The organism is Flavobacterium sp. I3-2 (assembly GCF_013389595.1).
In the GTDB taxonomy this organism is placed as follows: Bacteria; Bacteroidota; Bacteroidia; order Flavobacteriales; family Flavobacteriaceae; genus Flavobacterium.
Map to the genome: position 1 here is coordinate 2,736,005 of NZ_CP058306.1, position 16,067 is coordinate 2,752,071.

A 16,067-nucleotide genomic window follows, 5' to 3' on the forward strand; every position below is an offset into this window, starting at 1 on the left:
AGCATCAGAACAAGATATTAATATGAAGTTCACTTTTTGCTCCTTCGATTCCGGGTGTGAAATCGGTTGGTACTTCCGTTCCTTTGATGAGTACTCCGTTTTGATTTAACATCATGAAATTCAATGTCCAGTTTCCGGTCATCGTGTAATTGACTACTCCATAATACAATCCGTCTGCCTGTTGGGTTAAATCCACGTTGTTAGGCGAAGAATGGTTTCCCATAGATGGTTCGGGCATTCTCGGGTCTAAAAGCAACGTATAGTTTTCTACTTCAGCGTACGAAAATTGCGATGGGTCGGGAAAAGTTCCTGCCGGTTCAGTAGGCTGGTTGTATTTGTAAATTCCTGCAACCAATTCGTTTTCGGCAACCTTTGGTTTTTGAGGAGCAACGAGTGCAATAAAATACTGCTCTCCGTCATTACCTGTAAATGAAGTCATATTCAGGTTCATATTGGTTTGATTTTGGACAGTAACCAACTGGCTAAACGTATGTGTTTGATTACTACCTGTGAAACTGATATACAAGTCCCAGTTTTCCATTGGGTTGCTTATACTTGTAAATACAACATATCCTGAATAAAACTGTTCTTCAGAATTATAAACCAAATGATACCTGTGTGGGCACGAAATTTTGTTGTTATCGGAATCGGTAAGTATCGGCAAAAAAGTAACCTCCGAATTATTCAGAGCCTCATTGGTTTGGGTATTGGTAATGGTTAAACGAATTTCATTATATCCTTTATAAAAAGTTCCGTTTAAAGCTTCAATACTGATTTTGTAATTATCGCTATTGAATGAAGTAACTTCTTTAAATTCAAAATATTCGGTAACGTCTCGGTTGATTTCGGCTTCAAAATCCGTTTTATCAAGCGTGCACGAGGTTGTAACTGCAAGTACTATTGCAATTACAAAATGTTTAAAAAATTTCATTTGTGATGAGTGTTTAATTAAAAACTATTGCGTGTCAACAGGTGCTATATGAGACTACGGCGCTATTTGATTTATAAAGCGTTCTTACATTGTAATGCAACTGTTGACAAAATAGATTATTAGTGTTCTTAGCTGAATATTTACCATAATCAGTTTTAGATATTGAAGAAATCAATATCTAATAGCAACACTATTTTAAAATTAAACGATTGGAGGTCTGAATACAGAATTTGTCTCTAAATGAGAGTAAGACAAATTATAATTTGAAGTTACTTTTGATTTGTGTAGGTAGAAGAGCTGTTTGAACCCAAAATTCTCTTCTATTTCCTGATAGAAAACAATACTTGTCTCTACAGAAAAATGTTTTTTATCGTTTCCTTTTTCAGTTGAACCGGAAGATTTTGCCAATTCTTTTTTCAAATGACATTTTCCGTTACATTCAAGTTTGGGTTTGTCTTTGTTTTCACAAAGCTCATTTTTAATATAGTCATAAAACACCACGTATTCCAAAACCGGAATCACAGGCTTAAAAAGCATAAACAATGCTAATATGACTATAAGTTTTTTCACTAAAGTAGTTTAATTTGGGACAAAGGTAATTGATACACTAATAACTAATCTATGATTTTAATCATATCAAAAGATATTTTATATCAAAATCAATTTTCACGATGCAAAATTCACTCGTTTTTTATCAATAGCCAAATTTTGGATTGAATGTGTAATTAAATGGATTGATTAAGTAAATATCAATTAACAGAAGTTATGTTTTTACGGAAAAAATAAGCTAATTACTGAGCAAATAGTAACTTTGAGTAAAAAAATCTTTTATGTTACAATTAGTTTCGTACAATGAGAAGTACTATGAGCCGTTAAATTATAAATTACTTCCCGAACAGGTTGAATTTACTTCATCTATTGATCAATGTAAAAAAGATGGGGTCTTTTCGGATTTTCAAAAATCGGTTATAACTATAATGTATAATGATGAACCCATTGGTTTTTTTATTCTTGATAAAGGCAGTGATAAATTTAAACTAACAGATAACAAATTTGCTATTTTTCTTCGGTCTTTTTCCCTAAACCCAATTTATCAAGGGAGAGGGTTAGGTAAGAAATCGGTATTGTTAATTACAGATTTATTGAAACAAAGATATCCTGAAACAAATGAAATAGTATTATCTGTAAACGTCAGGAATATCAATGCATATCATACTTATCTGAATGTAGGTTTTGTTGATACTGAAAAATATTTAGAGGGAATTATGGGACAACAGCATATACTAAGTAAAAAAATCGATTAATTAAAAGGAGTGCTTAATGACGATCGCACTCCTTTTACAACCAAAATAAAAAAGGACTTAGGGCGGCAATAATACTTTTTAACTAATAAAGTCCTTTAATAAACTGGTATTTGTCTTCTAAGTCATTTTCCTGTTGATTTAGCTCTTTATTTTTGCTTATTCTTAAAGCTAATGTATTAATATCAATGAGATATTTTATTGCTGTGAAAAATAATATAATCATTATTATTACAAGAAATGTTGTCATAGTTTATGATTCGTTAATTGTTAATATATATTCTGTTAAAGTACTCATGTCTTCATCAGATATTTGAGGAAAACCGGGCATTTGTGGAGCATTAGGGCGTTTTTTTCCTGGCTTTTTTATCCAATTGATTAAATCTGTTTTATTGTCTTTATAGATGGTAGCCATTTCGGTAACCGGCGGACCTACAAGCATTTCTTTAGGTTTGTGGCATGCTGCACAGTTTTGATTGAATACTTTTTTACCTTTATCTGCCAAAGAGAGGTCTGCCGAATTTTCTGCTGCTTGTGCTCTTTTGCTTTTTACAATAGCTTCTTTTTTTATTTTTTGAAATTCTTCGGTTCTTAATTTAACCAGTTTTTGGTGTGGTTCTAACGCATTGGCTCTGTAAATCTGTCTTCCCGAACCCATAAAAACAACCGTAATAGTCATTAGGGTGACTACCTTATAAAAGTTCTTTCCGATATTTTCTCTGGAAGCCTGTAATCCTTTCCACATCATCCACATCGCAGGAAGTGCCATTGCAACTCCTGTAAAGATTACAAGAATTAAATTCCAACCCATTCCTTTGGCGGGAAGTGTAAGCAATACTATGGGTCCCATAAGCATTTGGCAGATTGAAGCGATAAGAGCCAAAGAATATCCTTTTTTCTGAATATCATACCTTGTGAATCCGGGGAGTAAATTTTCGAATTCATAATTCTTACGACTCATATACCAAAACAAAAACAACCCTGTAACTGCCAATGAAGCAAAAAGAAAATGAAAATATCTCGGGAAAACATTAGGAAGCATCATCGCATTAAAAAAGCCTTTTACTACAGCCCATTTTTCGGGAAACATCATCAGGTTGATGTTTGTCAGGAAAATAAAAGGAATAAATAGCAATATGACTGTTGCCAAACCTAAAAAAGAGATATGTATCGCCTTATTATTCTCAAATACTTTCCAGGTATATTTGTGCAGGTAGGTAAGTAAAAAAGCAATGGTAACCAATGGAATCACAGCTATCCAAACCAATCCTGTCAAAGCATTTGCAGAATAGAAATAAACAGTATAAAGCACATTGATACTTAAAAGTGGAGCTACTCCAAGCACAACAGCAATACTTTTATTTACAGTAATAGTGCTTGCAATTTCTTTTGCCAACAAGTCGTATTTCTTGTCTTTTAATCCTTTTATTTGTGACCAAAGTGTAAGTAATGTTCCTCCAAGCATCAGGTTGACAAAAACCAAATGTGCTAAAAAAGAAATCACCAAAATGATAATCAAAAGCCATTCGGGTAAAGGCAATGGCAAGGGAAGGTCTTTAGGAACAGGTGTCGGTATGTTTGTCTGTAAGCTAATCAATAAACTATTTATCATCTTCATTATCGTTTGTTTTATTTTGTTTGTTAATTACTGCCTTAACCGTATAGTCTGAACTGACCATTACACCTTCGGTTTGAACTCCTTCTATCGACTCTCCTGAATCCTGAAGATGCCTGATGTAAATTGCCAAAGCTTCTGCTTCTGCTTCATTTCCGGGAAAAGGAGGCATATAATTTCGTCCCGTATGCATATTCGGCATATAAGCAGCCATTATAGCTACATTCAAAGTATCTTTTGTACCTGTCATTCGTTCAAAAACATCTACTACACTGTTTACACCTTGTCCTGTATGGCATCTGCTACAAGCCAACATAAATACGTTCTTTCCTGCTTCAAGTTTATTATCTTCCGTAACTTCGTTGACGGAAGTATATGTAGCGTGTTTCAAGATTCCGTCCTGCTGATAAACGACCATATCTTCTTCCAATAAAAGGTTTGAATACATATACTGACCAATGACATAGGGCTTTCGGACAAATTCCCGAACTCGTTCAAAAAAGCCTAAGAAGGCAAAAGCAAACACGACAGGTAAAACAACCATATATGGACGTATTACTTTTGCTTTAAACAAACCAATAACAGCTATTACAACCGATAAACTAACTCCTCCTATGATGAAATACTTAAGTAAACCGTAGTATTGTGCAAAGTCTATAGTTCCTACAGCCGTACTCATATTGGCGGTCATTCCTTCAGGAATCGCTTTATAATACCAAAATGCTCCGAAAAGTGTAAATGGAGCCCACAGGATAATCCATTTTGAAATAGATTTTACAGCATCTTTCCTGATTTCTGTTCCGTATTTTGTGAATATTGTGGCTAATAATAGTCCGAATACACCTGCCATTAACATTGCCATAGGTGTCCTGAAAGCCAATTGAGGAAGATAAAGCGGATTGGTAAAACCATTAATGAGATTCGGATTACTGTTCCAATTCCCAGGATCCATCATAAAACCAAGAATTGCCACAATAATTGTCATTGTAATCCAAGATGCTAAACTTAAAAACCAACCGAAACGTATGTGACGGATTTTTGCTCTGAGCGATTTATTGCTGTTTTTCCAAGTAAGAAAATAAATCATAATCAGAACGACTTCGGTAACAAATACAATCCATTCTGTAAACCAAGCCCAATAAAACACCCGTATTAAGGAACCTATTGATGAAGGACTGATTAAAGAAGCTGAAAACCATATTCCGACTCCTGTCATTGCTCCAATAGTCGTAGTAATGATAAAAGCGACTTTCATCATTTTATACACTTTTTCATCCCATTCTAAATCTGTAATTTGATTAGCTCCGCTTCGTTTAAGCCCTTTTTGTTCTAACCAGGTTACTAATGGAATAAAACCGACTGCCAAACCGTGGTTTATAATTACGTGAAGTGTTGCAATTCCTGCAATAAGCATCCGATTGTTTAGCCAATCAAGATGAAACATAGGAAAATCCATAATCGTTTCTGTTTTTGTTTTGGCAAATTTCCTTTATAGATAAGGATTAACCGAAAAATAAAAAAGCAGATTGTTTAACTAAACAATACTGCTTCTTTATTAAAAAAGGACTTGTATTTAATTTTTAAAGTCTCGTAATTTCTATTTTCAATTCAGCTATTTATTATTTTATTCTTCTGTTCGTTTCTTTCTGAATTGTTCTGGAGTCTGACTTGTCGTTTTCCTGAAGAAGGTAACAAAATAAGAAGTGTGCTCAAACCCTAATTCGTTTGCAATTTCATTAATAGAATAATTGGTGTAATGTAACAATCTTTGTGCTTCAAGTACTACGTGTCTTCTGATTAAATCACCTGAAGTCGCTCCTAAAGTTTTTTTACAAATCTTGTTCAGATAATTTGTGCTCACATTCAATATTCTAGCATAATCGGATGGTAGCTTCATTGTTTTGAAATTCTTCTCTATTAGCTTCTGAAATTTCTGAACTTTTTCTTTTGTCGGATTATTAGATTCCATATTCCTCAATGGATTATAGAAACGTTCTATCTCGATAAGTAAAATATTCAGAAACGAGCGAAGGGCTTTTTTAGAAGCTTTCTTCTTGTTGGTAAACTCGTTATGCATAAATAATATTAAAGATTTCAGATAAGATAAATTATCGTTTGAAACCCTTATTACAATTTTAGATTCCCTATTAAAAAAGGAAAATTGATTGAGTACATTATTGTTGTACCTTAATGAGAAGAAGTCTTCTGTGAAGCATATTATTTTTCCAATGGCTTCTCTGTTTAAATATAGTTCGGTAATGCAATTTGGTTTAATGATAAATACCTGAGCATCATCAATACGGATTTTATTATTATCGATAATAATTTCACCTCTTCCTTTTTCTACAATTAGAAAAGTATAAAAAGTACTTTCGTGAGGATGTTCTAAAAAAGAATATTTCCCCAAAAGGTTATCAATGGAATCAATCCAGAAATCCGTTGTATCATCAAACAAACCAATATCGCAAACCGGCAAGCGGTCTGTTTGCATATTATTGTATTAGTTTTTGTTTTTAATTAACTTGTTCAATAAAGAATTAAACAAACTCGGGTGGTTGAAAAACAGAAAAAACTAATTTTGAGAGTATAAAATTGGAGGTGTATTCAGGATAATCTATCTGAGTGAAAGCCTGAATATAAGCCGTAACAGGTTTATAATTTATGACTTGGAGAAATAAAGGATGTACTTCTTTATTTTTAATATTTGGTATTTGCTGTTCTTTCTCTGCGTCAGCAGAAAGTTCTTTTTCTAAAAAACATTTTCCGTTACATACGGGAATAGCATCAAATCTGTTAATACAGATGTTTTTAGCAATATAATCTTGATTTATATAGAATGAAGTAATAATCCAAATGCTTGATGTGCTTTGGTATAGAAAGGATAAAAGTAATATGAACAATATACTTTTTTTCATCTAATTTGATTCTTCATTCAGCAAAATTACAATTTCTTTTATTAATCTGTCAACATCAACACTATTGGTTCCATCATAAACACCTCGTATATGCCGATTTTTATCTACTAAAATAAATCCTCCGCTATGGGCATAACCTCCCGGAGCATCCAAATCCTCGTAAGCTTGAGTAAAATAACTGTTTTTGGCAATATCAAAAATATCTTTCTGCTCTCCCCATAAAAAATGCCATTTTTTAGGGTTTACTTCCAAATTTTCAGAATAAGCTTTCAGTACAGGAATAGTATCATTTTCCGGGTCAACAGTATGTGAAACAAATAATATATTATCGTTGTCCTTAAAAGCATCATAAACTCTTTTAAGTTCCTTATTCATAACCGGACAAATAGTAGGGCATCTTAAAAAAATGAAATCGGCTACATAAATTTTATTCTTAAATGTTTCGTTGGTAATAGCCAAACTATCCTGATTTAGAAAAGAAAAATCCTTTATACTATGCTGTGTTTCGACATTATTTATTACGGTCGAGTTACCTAAATAGGGTAGCTTTTCTGATTTTTCAGAACAGCTGGCAATAATGCAGAGAAGGATAAGAAAAATAACTGGTTTCATAAACTTCAAATTTATCTATAAAATAATTAAAACACTAATAAAATTAGTAAAACACTACCTCTTATTTCTAATGAATGCCATAATCTAAAAACTAGCATCCTTTTTATTAAATTTTCTCAAATGTAATTTTAAAATTATGCAAGGAGAAGACGATTTAAGAGGTTTAGCCAAAATAATGGCATTTATGAGGGCAGTGAGTATTCTTTTGGTATTGATGCATCTGTATTGGTTCTGCTACGGTTTCTTTTTAGAACGTGGTTGGACATTAGAAATCATCAATAAGATATTTGGCAATTTCAATAGAACAGCTGGTTTATTTGGACATACACTTTATACCAAAGTATTTGCTTTGACTTTATTAGCTTTAAGCTGTTTGGGAACTAAAGGTGTTAAGAATGAAAAAATAACCTGGTCTAAAATTTATGTTGCTTTAGGTGTTGGTTTTGTATTGTTTTTTCTGAACACACCGTTACTAAAATTACCTCCTTTAATAGGAACATTTCTGTATATCCTTTCTATCTCGTTAGGATTTATAGCTTTACTGATGGCAGGGCTATGGATGAGTCGATTGCTTCGTACTAACCTTATGCACGATGTTTTTAATAATGAAAATGAAAGTTTTCAGCAAGAAACAAAATTAATGGAAAACGAATATTCTGTTAATCTACCTAGTAAATTTTATTATAAAGGAAAATGGAACAATGGGTGGATTAATATTGTGAATCCGTTTAGAGCAACTATTGTTTTAGGTACTCCAGGTTCTGGAAAATCCTATGCTGTGGTTAATAATTTCATCAAGCAGCAGATTGAAAAAGGTTTTTCGATGTATATCTATGATTTTAAATTTGATGATCTTTCAACCATTGCTTACAATCATTTATTGATACATCGTTACAAATATAAGATTCAACCGAAATTTTATGTAATCAACTTTGATGATCCAAGTAAAAGTCATCGTTGTAATCCACTCAATCCGGATTTTATGACGGATATATCCGATGCCTATGAAGCGGCTTATACCATTATGTTGAATTTAAACCGTAGCTGGATTCAAAAACAAGGAGATTTTTTTGTGGAGAGTCCTATTATTTTACTTGCAGCTATTATTTGGTATTTGAAAATATATGAAAACGGAAAGTATTGTACATTTCCACATGCGATTGAATTATTAAATAAAAAGTATTCGGAAGTATTTACCATTTTAACTTCATATTCCGATTTAGAGAACTACCTCTCCCCTTTTATGGATGCGTGGCAAGGCGGAGCTCAAGACCAATTACAAGGACAAATTGCATCGGCAAAGATCCCGTTATCAAGAATGATCAGTCCGCAATTGTATTGGGTGATGACGGGAGACGATTTTACATTGGATATCAATAATCCCAAAGAGCCAAAAATACTTTGTGTAGGTAATAATCCTGATCGTCAAAACATTTACTCTGCTGCATTAGGTTTATATAATTCAAGAATTGTAAAGCTTATTAATAAAAAAGGGCAATTAAAAAGTTCGGTCATCATTGACGAACTTCCTACGATTTACTTCAGAGGTTTAGATAACCTTATAGCTACTGCTAGAAGCAATAAAGTGGCCGTTTGTTTGGGATTTCAGGATTTTTCACAATTGATTCGAGATTATGGAGACAAAGAAGCTAAAGTAATCCAAAATACAGTGGGTAATATTTTCAGTGGTCAGGTGGTTGGAGAAACAGCCAAAACACTTTCAGAACGTTTTGGAAAAATATTACAAAAGAGACAAAGTTTAACCATTAATCGTAATGATAAATCAACCTCAATTTCTACTCAATTAGATAGCCTAATACCCGCTTCAAAAATTTCAACGTTAACTCAAGGTATGTTCGTTGGATCTGTTTCAGATAATTTTGATGAACGTATCGAACAAAAAATATTCCATGCTGAAATTGTTGTAGATAATGAAAAAGTTAAATCTGAAACTAAGTCTTACCAGCAAATACCAAAAATACGTTCATTTAAAAATGAATTAGGAGAAGAAAACATGAAAGAACAAATAGATACTAATTATCGTCAGATTAAATCTGATATTGTTTCTATTATAGAAAATGAAATGAAACGTATCAAAAATGATCCTCATTTACAGCATTTGATAAGATAATAGAATATATAAAATAAAAAAATTAAAACAGTAAAACTATTTTGCCATTCCTGATTTGCAACTCACCTTTTTTCTCAATCTTTTTAATTGATCTAATCACAGTTTCCACACGCAAGCCCGTTAAATCAGCTAATTGCTGTCGAGATAAATCTACAACAAATTCAATTCCTTTTTCTTTTTCACGCTTTTTTAGATAATTTAAAAGCTTCAATAATCTTTTTTCTGGACTTTGTGAAGATAATTCTGGTGCCATAATGGATTTATAGTACAATCTTCGGGCTAAGCTTTTATTTAATGCTAATGAAACTTCTGGATGTTGTTGCAACATTTCATAAAAAGCTAATTTATTTATTTGTAAAACTTTACCTTTTGTTACAGCTACAGCGTTAGCAGGATAGGGTTCATCAATAAACAAGGGAGGTTCTCCGAAACTTTGTCCTTTGATAAAAATATTTTGTATGAATTCTTTTCCATCTTCGGTGAAATTATTCATTTTAACATTACCTTCTTTTATTTGGTAGTAAAAGTTTGGAAAATGACCTATCTCAAAAATGATTTCATTTTTCTTTACTTTTCGGATTTCTGCTCCAAACTGTATTAAAAGCTCTTCGTCTATCATAATTTAAAAAAAACAACAAATGTACCTAAACAACTTGATCATAAAATTACTTTGATTTTATTTTTTAATTCAGGGAGTACCTTTTCTATAAACCATTCATTTTTTTTAATCCATATAAAATTACGAGGTGATGGATGTGGTAGAGGGAAATAGTCTGGTAAATATTGATAAAAATGCAAAACGTTTTCAGTTATATTTTGGTAACTATTCTCTTTTAAATAATACTTCTGAGCGTATTGTTCAACCAATAAAATTAATTGTACATCTTTCATTTCGTTTAACAATCGCTCATGCCACAAAGGCGCACATTCTTTTCTTGGCGGAAGGTCACCTGACTTACCTTTGCCTGGATAACAGAACCCTATGGGAACTAACGCAAAAAATTATGGATTATAAAATTGTTCTTTGGTTACATTTAACCATTTACGCAATTGATCTCCGCTGGGGTCATTCCAAGGTATGTTTGATTGATGCGCTTTAATTCCAGGTGCTTGCCCAATAATAATAATTTTAGATTTGGGATGTGCCTGTATAATTGGATTCGCACCAAACGGCAAAAAAGATTCGCACACGGTACATGCGCGGATCTGCTGTAGTAATTTATTAAACATATTTTGTTATTTTTTTAATGCCAGCGTATAAACCGTGTATGGATATATCTTTTTTGATAAAAGATAGCTGACAAATGTTAGCACAACTAAAGGTAACCATAAAACATAGGAATTAAAAATACCGAAGGTTAGAAAGATGGCGGTAAAAGGCGCATGTAACGTAGCTGCTACTGTTAATGCAACTCCTAAAATTACAAAATTTAGAACCAATGCTTCGGGCATAAAATACATTTTGGTTACCCCCCCCACAATTAACCCTAAACAAACACCTGCAAAAATACTTGGTGCAAAGACACCACCGTCTCCACCTAATTTCAACGTCAGCCCCGTAGTAAAAGGTTTTAAAACTACCAAAACTAAAGCAAGAATTACAAACCAAAGTAAGTGGTTTACCTCTTGTGTGAATTGAACGATGGTATGATAACCAGAACCGTACAATTCGGGAAGAAAAAATAAAACACTTCCTAACAATATCGATCCTGTAAGCAATTGAAGTAATGGATGATTTTCAAAAAAAGAAACTTTCTTTGAATACGTTACCATTCGCGTCATATAAACGCCATAAGCTCCTGTTAATATACTTAATACTATAAAAAACGGTAGGGCTTCATACTTCCAATCTTGAACATATGCGTTGAGATTTACCAATGGATGTACATTCATTAAAAGAAGAATAGCGGTAGCAAAAAACACACTAAGAATATGTGTAATCCAAAACACTTTAGTTTTCTGTTTTCCAATAGTTTCGTAAGAGAAAAACAAACCCGCCAACGGACTGCAAAATAAAATAGTTACGCCGCTGGCAATTGCTGCTCCCATAAATTCTTTTCTGTATTTTTTAAAGATAATATCCTTTCTCGAAGCCATATCTCCCAAAGCTGCTGTTGCCACGACGGTTGAAACTTCAATACCGGTAGTTCCTCCAAAAACAACGGTAAGAAATCCATTGAAAAAATGAGACAGCACTTTATAAGAAGGAATCTTTTTCTGAGAACGAACAGCCTCCAATACTTCTGTGATTCCATTATTTTTCTTTTTATTAAACACAAACTGACGCAAAAAGTAAATCAGCGCCAAACCAATAAACGGAAAAACAATAAAGAATGGCTTAAAGTTTTTAGCCTTATGCAACAGTAAATGTTCATATTGTTCTACCAAACTTTTAAACATTAAAGTAAGCAATCCTACGGCAATTCCTACCAAGGCAGAACAAAGAGTAATGCGACTCCATTTTACCCATTGATAATTTTTTCGGGATACATGCGTTTTAAAATCCATAAACACAAAAGGAGAAGCTAAGCCTCTCCGTTTTTTTAATTAAAAAAATCTATTATAATGATTTGGGTCCAAATTCTTCAAAGAAAATTTGCTCCTCATTTACTTGGTTCGTTTTTAAATCTTTGATCATTTTTTCAATAAAAGAACGCGGTCCACAAACATAATATTCTGCATCTTTATCAAATTTCCAATCTTCCATCTTTGTAAAATCAACATGACCTTTCAGAACATTTGTATCGACAACAGATTCTTCTATAACATCATAAAATTGATATTTGCGTACATTGGGATGATTGTCTTGAATATATTTTACTTTATCTGCAAAGGCATGAACTTCTTTACTACGACAGGCGTGAATCCAAACGACATCTTGTAATACTTTTTCGTTTAAATTTAATGTTTCTAACATAGACAATAAAGGTGTTTGACCGATTCCGCCACTGATAAACACTTTTTTATTTTTGTTTTCTTGCAGCACAAAATTTCCTGCTGGAGCACTCAACACTATTTCACTGTCTTCAAAAATATGATCGTGTAAATAATTACTAATCAAACCGTCTACCGGAATATTTACACCTTTTTCTCGTTTTACAGAAATACGAAAATACTCGCCATTTGGGGCACAAGAAATACTATATTGACGAATTTGTTCTAAATTCATTTCTGGTAAAAACACTTTTATACTTAAGTATTGTCCTGGTAGATGATTTGGAATTTCTTTACCATCTTTAGGAATTAAGTAAAATGAAATTATTTCTGACGATTCTTCAACTTTACTTTTTACAATAAATGAACGCCAACCTATCCAATTACCTGTTTCTTCTTTTTTGTTTTGATACATTTTTCGTTCGTGACCAATCATCAAGTCAGCCAATTGATTGTATGCCAAAGTCCATGCTTCAAGTACTTCATCAGTAGCTGCATCTTGCAAAACTTCTTTTATTGAGGCCAACAAGTGTATACCAACAATATCGTATTGTTTAGGTTGTACGTTTAAACTGGTATGTTTGTGACCAATCATATCTACAACAGGCATTAAAACACCAGGATTAGCAATATTTTCCGCATATGCTAAAACAGCCATTGCTAATGCTGTTTGTTGTTTTCCTGAATTTTGATTCCCCATGTTAAACAGGTTTTTTAATTCAGGATGATATGTAAACATGCGGTTGTAAAAATGTTTGGTAAGGGCAACACCACCTTCTCTTAACAAAGGAACAGTTGCCAAAATAACTTGTTTATGTTTATCTGTAAGCATAGTTAATAATATAATTGTACAGCAAATTTAGGCTGACAACGTAGCTACTTTTTATGACTGCAATCATAAGTTTCGATTTAAACTCTTAAAAAAATGTTAAACACTATATCACTATTTATCTTTTCACAATCCATTATCCATGTATTTTTCTAGATTAGCCTTTAGATGATCTAAAAAAGCGGTCTTGCTTCCTGACCTGTCTTTCATCCTATGAAAAGAATGATGCAAGTCGCCTAATTTTACTCTAAATATAATTTCAAAAACCATACTCATCTTTGAAATTCCGACGCGTCCGTTTGAAACCGCACCAGAAGCATGTAATGCGTAAATGAGCTCAACCAATGCATTTTTAGAATCGGTCCAAAATACATCTTTATTATACCCATCCACTGGCTGATTTTGAAAAATAGATGGTTTTTCTTCGGAATCCATTCGTTGAATTAAATATTCATATAATAAATCATTTGATATGATTCTCGATACTTTGTAATCATAATAAGTCGAAAATTTTTCATCGATTTCAAAGACAATACTATTTAATCCTCCATGTAAATCAATTTGATTTAGTCTGAAAAATTTGGAATCTAAATCAGTTCTTTTTGATTTGTAATATTTATAAAAATCTGAATTACAAACATATTCTTTATAACTTGTTTTTAATTGCTCTAAATGTTTAGTGAAGTATTTTATAAATAACTTTCCGTTGTTAACAGGGCAACCCGTCTCAATACGATATACTTTATTGTAATAGATAAGCTTTCCTAAAACTTCAGGTTTAACTATTTTGAAGAAGTAAATTTCTTCCATCTCTGTTTTGAAACCCTTTGTTAATACAATGGTTTTTAATTCCAAAAGTAAATCCTTTAGAAGTAAAATCATTTGATATGATTCTTCTATAATACTAGATGATGTAAAAGAAATTTTTTGTTCTTTTTTTCTAATTATATTCAATTTATCATTAAAAACATTCATGAATAAAGTTATTTATTAGTAACAGGGGTTTACGTTACAATTAGAAATAAAATAATAAAAAGTGTGGTTAAAACTAAGAAAAACTAATTGTGATCAAAATGAATCAAGAGTTAAAACATCATTTAAAACTTTCTAAAAAATCAGTCGCATAATGGTCTATAAGTTGTACATAAGCTTCTTTATCATAGACCTTTGCTCCTAGTTTTCTTTTTTCAAAAATGGCTGATACACCAAAATAAATTTTCTCGAAATTTTCTTTTTTAGCATAAAGTATGGTTTGGAATAGCAACTGTCTGTATAAAATTAGTCGATGTTGGTCTGAATCACTCATACCGATTAAAATAGGATTAAATGAATTATTAGTTCCATTTTTATAACAAAAAACAACACCAACCATCTCATGATTTAATGGGTCTAAGGCTTGCAAAAATGACCAATTGTTATTTTTATTCATCGCTTCAAAAAGTCCAAAGGCATAGGTGAAGTTATTTATTGCCAAATTATTTTCTTTGACATTTAAAAAAAGTTCGTAAGCTTTTTGCAATTCCGAATCAGAAAGCTGTTCTTGAATTTTTATTTCATATGTATCAATATACGGTAGAATATCATTTTTAAAATGACGTTTGGATCTTTTAGTTAAAACATTTTCAAAGTCGGCACTCGCTGTAAAATCAAAAGCTTCAAAAATAGCCGTTTGAGGCATCTCAACAATTAAATATCCTTTATCTAGGAAGTAATTACCAAGAGCATCACCTTTCGAAAAATCTCTTAAAACCATTTTGGAAGCTTCCTTTAAACTGAATTCTTGTTCCAATGCATATAGCAAAACGTCTTTCAATACCCTTTGGTTTTTGTAGTTTGCATCCATATACATGTGATTGCCTTCTGTAAAAGTTGATCCTGTACTAAGGGTTTTATTGACTAAAAAAAATGGATCTTTTTTTCGTATTTCTTCAAGTTTTTCTGAAACTAATACATTCGATAACATATCTTCCTTCCATAAAGCCATTGAAACTGATGCAAGTGCCAAAATTTGTACTTTTTGTGATTCAATTTTTATGTATCCAAAATCCATGCAGTTTGGATTTTTTTTATCTAAGTTTCCAAAATACGATTCTACAAATAGCATTCCTTCATAATCAAGTGCATTATCTTTACCTAACAAAGAATTCCAAATCGTTTTATCGATTTCTTTTATGCTTTTAAAAGTAGAAACCTTTAAGTTTGAATCTGATATAGTAACACTTCTAGTAGATAAGCCAAAAGCTTTGTTAATATATTCAATAGTGTTATTCGTTTCTTTTAATGCCAATGGAAACTCCGTATGTAAAACACTTGCGAGTTCTTCAATTTCAGTCCTTTGGTTGTGATTGGAAATGGTAATACGAATACCTGCATTCTTTAATGGAACTGCAGGATATATCCCTGGATTCACAAAAAAACCTTTATTTTGTAAGCGATTAACTAAATTATAAGCTGTTTCTGGTAAAGCTGTTCCCAAATAAAAAACAGGTGTGTCAGTATAAGCAATCAGAGGAAGATTATAGTTTTTGACTAATTTTTTAAAAAGATTAATTTTTTCATTTAACTCTTTTTGGTGTTTATCTATTTCACCACTCAAATGAATATCGGCTGATGCAATAGCGGCAGCCACAGCAGATGGTTCTAGCTGAGCTGAGAAAGTAAGAGGACCTCCAAAGTTTTTAATTTTCTGTTGCAATTCTTTGTCTCCACAAATTATGGTAGCCCCACTTGCTCCAAAAGTTTTACTTAACGTACTGATCAAAACCATATTTTCAGGTATTTTACTCCAGTGACTTTTTA

General features: G+C 32.2%; 14 protein-coding genes and 1 pseudogene. 2 read left to right on the forward strand and 13 right to left on the reverse strand.

Features of this window, described 5'->3' with window-relative positions:
* Positions 1 to 4: 4 nt before the first annotated feature.
* The gene (locus tag HW119_RS13075) at positions 5 to 931 is read right to left on the reverse strand and encodes a hypothetical protein (protein WP_177765097.1); all 927 of its coding nucleotides are present in this window, start codon (positions 929 to 931) and stop codon (positions 5 to 7) included.
* A gap of 201 nt (positions 932 to 1,132) precedes the next feature.
* Positions 1,133 to 1,501 carry a hypothetical protein gene (locus HW119_RS13080; protein ID WP_255497891.1) on the reverse strand — a complete coding sequence of 123 codons (369 nt, stop codon included), beginning with the start codon at positions 1,499 to 1,501 and terminating at the stop codon, positions 1,133 to 1,135.
* A gap of 260 nt (positions 1,502 to 1,761) precedes the next feature.
* Here HW119_RS13080 and HW119_RS13085 point away from each other — a divergent pair, with 260 nt between their 5' ends.
* Entirely contained in the window at positions 1,762 to 2,235 is a 474-nt protein-coding gene (locus HW119_RS13085) for a GNAT family N-acetyltransferase (protein ID WP_177765099.1), read from the forward strand.
* A gap of 250 nt (positions 2,236 to 2,485) precedes the next feature.
* Here HW119_RS13085 and HW119_RS13090 read toward each other — a convergent pair whose 3' ends face one another.
* The 5 genes from HW119_RS13090 to HW119_RS13110 form a co-directional block, all read right to left on the reverse strand.
* The gene (locus tag HW119_RS13090; RefSeq protein WP_255497892.1) at positions 2,486 to 3,850 is read right to left on the reverse strand and encodes a c-type cytochrome; all 1,365 of its coding nucleotides are present in this window, start codon (positions 3,848 to 3,850) and stop codon (positions 2,486 to 2,488) included.
* The gene (locus HW119_RS13095) at positions 3,834 to 5,303 is read right to left on the reverse strand and encodes a c-type cytochrome (RefSeq protein ID WP_177765101.1); all 1,470 of its coding nucleotides are present in this window, start codon (positions 5,301 to 5,303) and stop codon (positions 3,834 to 3,836) included. Before HW119_RS13095 ends, HW119_RS13090 begins: the two co-directional genes overlap by 17 nt.
* 168 nt (positions 5,304 to 5,471) lie before the next feature.
* On the reverse strand, positions 5,472 to 6,338 hold the full coding sequence (locus HW119_RS13100; protein WP_125020295.1) for a helix-turn-helix domain-containing protein: 867 nt from the start codon (positions 6,336 to 6,338) through the stop codon (positions 5,472 to 5,474).
* Between the two features lie 46 nt (positions 6,339 to 6,384).
* Positions 6,385 to 6,762 carry a hypothetical protein gene (locus HW119_RS13105; RefSeq protein WP_177765103.1) on the reverse strand — a complete coding sequence of 126 codons (378 nt, stop codon included), beginning with the start codon at positions 6,760 to 6,762 and terminating at the stop codon, positions 6,385 to 6,387.
* On the reverse strand, positions 6,763 to 7,374 hold the full coding sequence (locus HW119_RS13110; protein ID WP_177765105.1) for an SCO family protein: 612 nt from the start codon (positions 7,372 to 7,374) through the stop codon (positions 6,763 to 6,765).
* Positions 7,375 to 7,510: 136 nt separating this feature from the next.
* Here HW119_RS13110 and mobC point away from each other — a divergent pair, with 136 nt between their 5' ends.
* A complete protein-coding gene (gene mobC / locus HW119_RS13115) occupies positions 7,511 to 9,505 on the forward strand; it encodes a conjugal transfer protein MobC (protein WP_177765107.1) in 1,995 nt (664 codons plus the stop codon).
* 22 nt (positions 9,506 to 9,527) lie between these two features.
* On the opposite strand, the gene HW119_RS13120 is transcribed toward mobC, so the two are convergent.
* From HW119_RS13120 to HW119_RS13145, 6 genes and pseudogenes are all read right to left on the reverse strand, one after another.
* Positions 9,528 to 10,124, reverse strand: coding sequence for a Crp/Fnr family transcriptional regulator (locus HW119_RS13120; protein WP_177765109.1), 597 nt, complete (start codon positions 10,122 to 10,124; stop codon positions 9,528 to 9,530).
* A 38-nt stretch (positions 10,125 to 10,162) separates the two neighbouring features.
* Positions 10,163 to 10,735, reverse strand: a pseudogene (locus HW119_RS13125) (uracil-DNA glycosylase family protein).
* 6 nt (positions 10,736 to 10,741) lie between these two features.
* Entirely contained in the window at positions 10,742 to 12,013 is a 1,272-nt protein-coding gene (locus HW119_RS13130) for a chloride channel protein (protein ID WP_177765111.1), read from the reverse strand.
* A 52-nt stretch (positions 12,014 to 12,065) separates the two neighbouring features.
* Positions 12,066 to 13,271, reverse strand: a complete 1,206-nt coding sequence (hmpA, locus tag HW119_RS13135) for an NO-inducible flavohemoprotein (protein WP_177765113.1) — start codon at positions 13,269 to 13,271, stop codon at positions 12,066 to 12,068.
* A 123-nt stretch (positions 13,272 to 13,394) separates the two neighbouring features.
* A complete protein-coding gene (locus HW119_RS13140) occupies positions 13,395 to 14,243 on the reverse strand; it encodes an RteC domain-containing protein (RefSeq protein WP_177765115.1) in 849 nt (282 codons plus the stop codon).
* A 118-nt stretch (positions 14,244 to 14,361) separates the two neighbouring features.
* Entirely contained in the window at positions 14,362 to 16,035 is a 1,674-nt protein-coding gene (locus tag HW119_RS13145) for an aminotransferase class I/II-fold pyridoxal phosphate-dependent enzyme (RefSeq protein WP_177765117.1), read from the reverse strand.
* Positions 16,036 to 16,067: the final 32 nt, after the last annotated feature.

Excerpts from the sequence above, each read along its gene's own strand:
- HW119_RS13140 (WP_177765115.1), bottom strand. The coding sequence starts at position 14,243 with ATGAATGTTTTTAATGATAAATTGAATATAATTAGAAAAAAAGAACAA.
- HW119_RS13085 (WP_177765099.1), top strand. The coding sequence starts at position 1,762 with ATGTTACAATTAGTTTCGTACAATGAGAAGTACTATGAGCCGTTAAAT.
- HW119_RS13145 (WP_177765117.1), bottom strand. The coding sequence starts at position 16,035 with ATGGTTTTGATCAGTACGTTAAGTAAAACTTTTGGAGCAAGTGGGGCT.
- mobC (WP_177765107.1), top strand. The coding sequence starts at position 7,511 with ATGCAAGGAGAAGACGATTTAAGAGGTTTAGCCAAAATAATGGCATTT.
- hmpA (WP_177765113.1), bottom strand. The coding sequence starts at position 13,271 with ATGCTTACAGATAAACATAAACAAGTTATTTTGGCAACTGTTCCTTTG.
- HW119_RS13095 (WP_177765101.1), bottom strand. The coding sequence starts at position 5,303 with ATGGATTTTCCTATGTTTCATCTTGATTGGCTAAACAATCGGATGCTT.
- HW119_RS13110 (WP_177765105.1), bottom strand. The coding sequence starts at position 7,374 with ATGAAACCAGTTATTTTTCTTATCCTTCTCTGCATTATTGCCAGCTGT.
- HW119_RS13075 (WP_177765097.1), bottom strand. The coding sequence starts at position 931 with ATGAAATTTTTTAAACATTTTGTAATTGCAATAGTACTTGCAGTTACA.
- HW119_RS13100 (WP_125020295.1), bottom strand. The coding sequence starts at position 6,338 with ATGCAAACAGACCGCTTGCCGGTTTGCGATATTGGTTTGTTTGATGAT.
- HW119_RS13090 (WP_255497892.1), bottom strand. The coding sequence starts at position 3,850 with ATGAAGATGATAAATAGTTTATTGATTAGCTTACAGACAAACATACCG.
- HW119_RS13105 (WP_177765103.1), bottom strand. The coding sequence starts at position 6,762 with ATGAAAAAAAGTATATTGTTCATATTACTTTTATCCTTTCTATACCAA.
- HW119_RS13130 (WP_177765111.1), bottom strand. The coding sequence starts at position 12,013 with ATGGATTTTAAAACGCATGTATCCCGAAAAAATTATCAATGGGTAAAA.
- HW119_RS13120 (WP_177765109.1), bottom strand. The coding sequence starts at position 10,124 with ATGATAGACGAAGAGCTTTTAATACAGTTTGGAGCAGAAATCCGAAAA.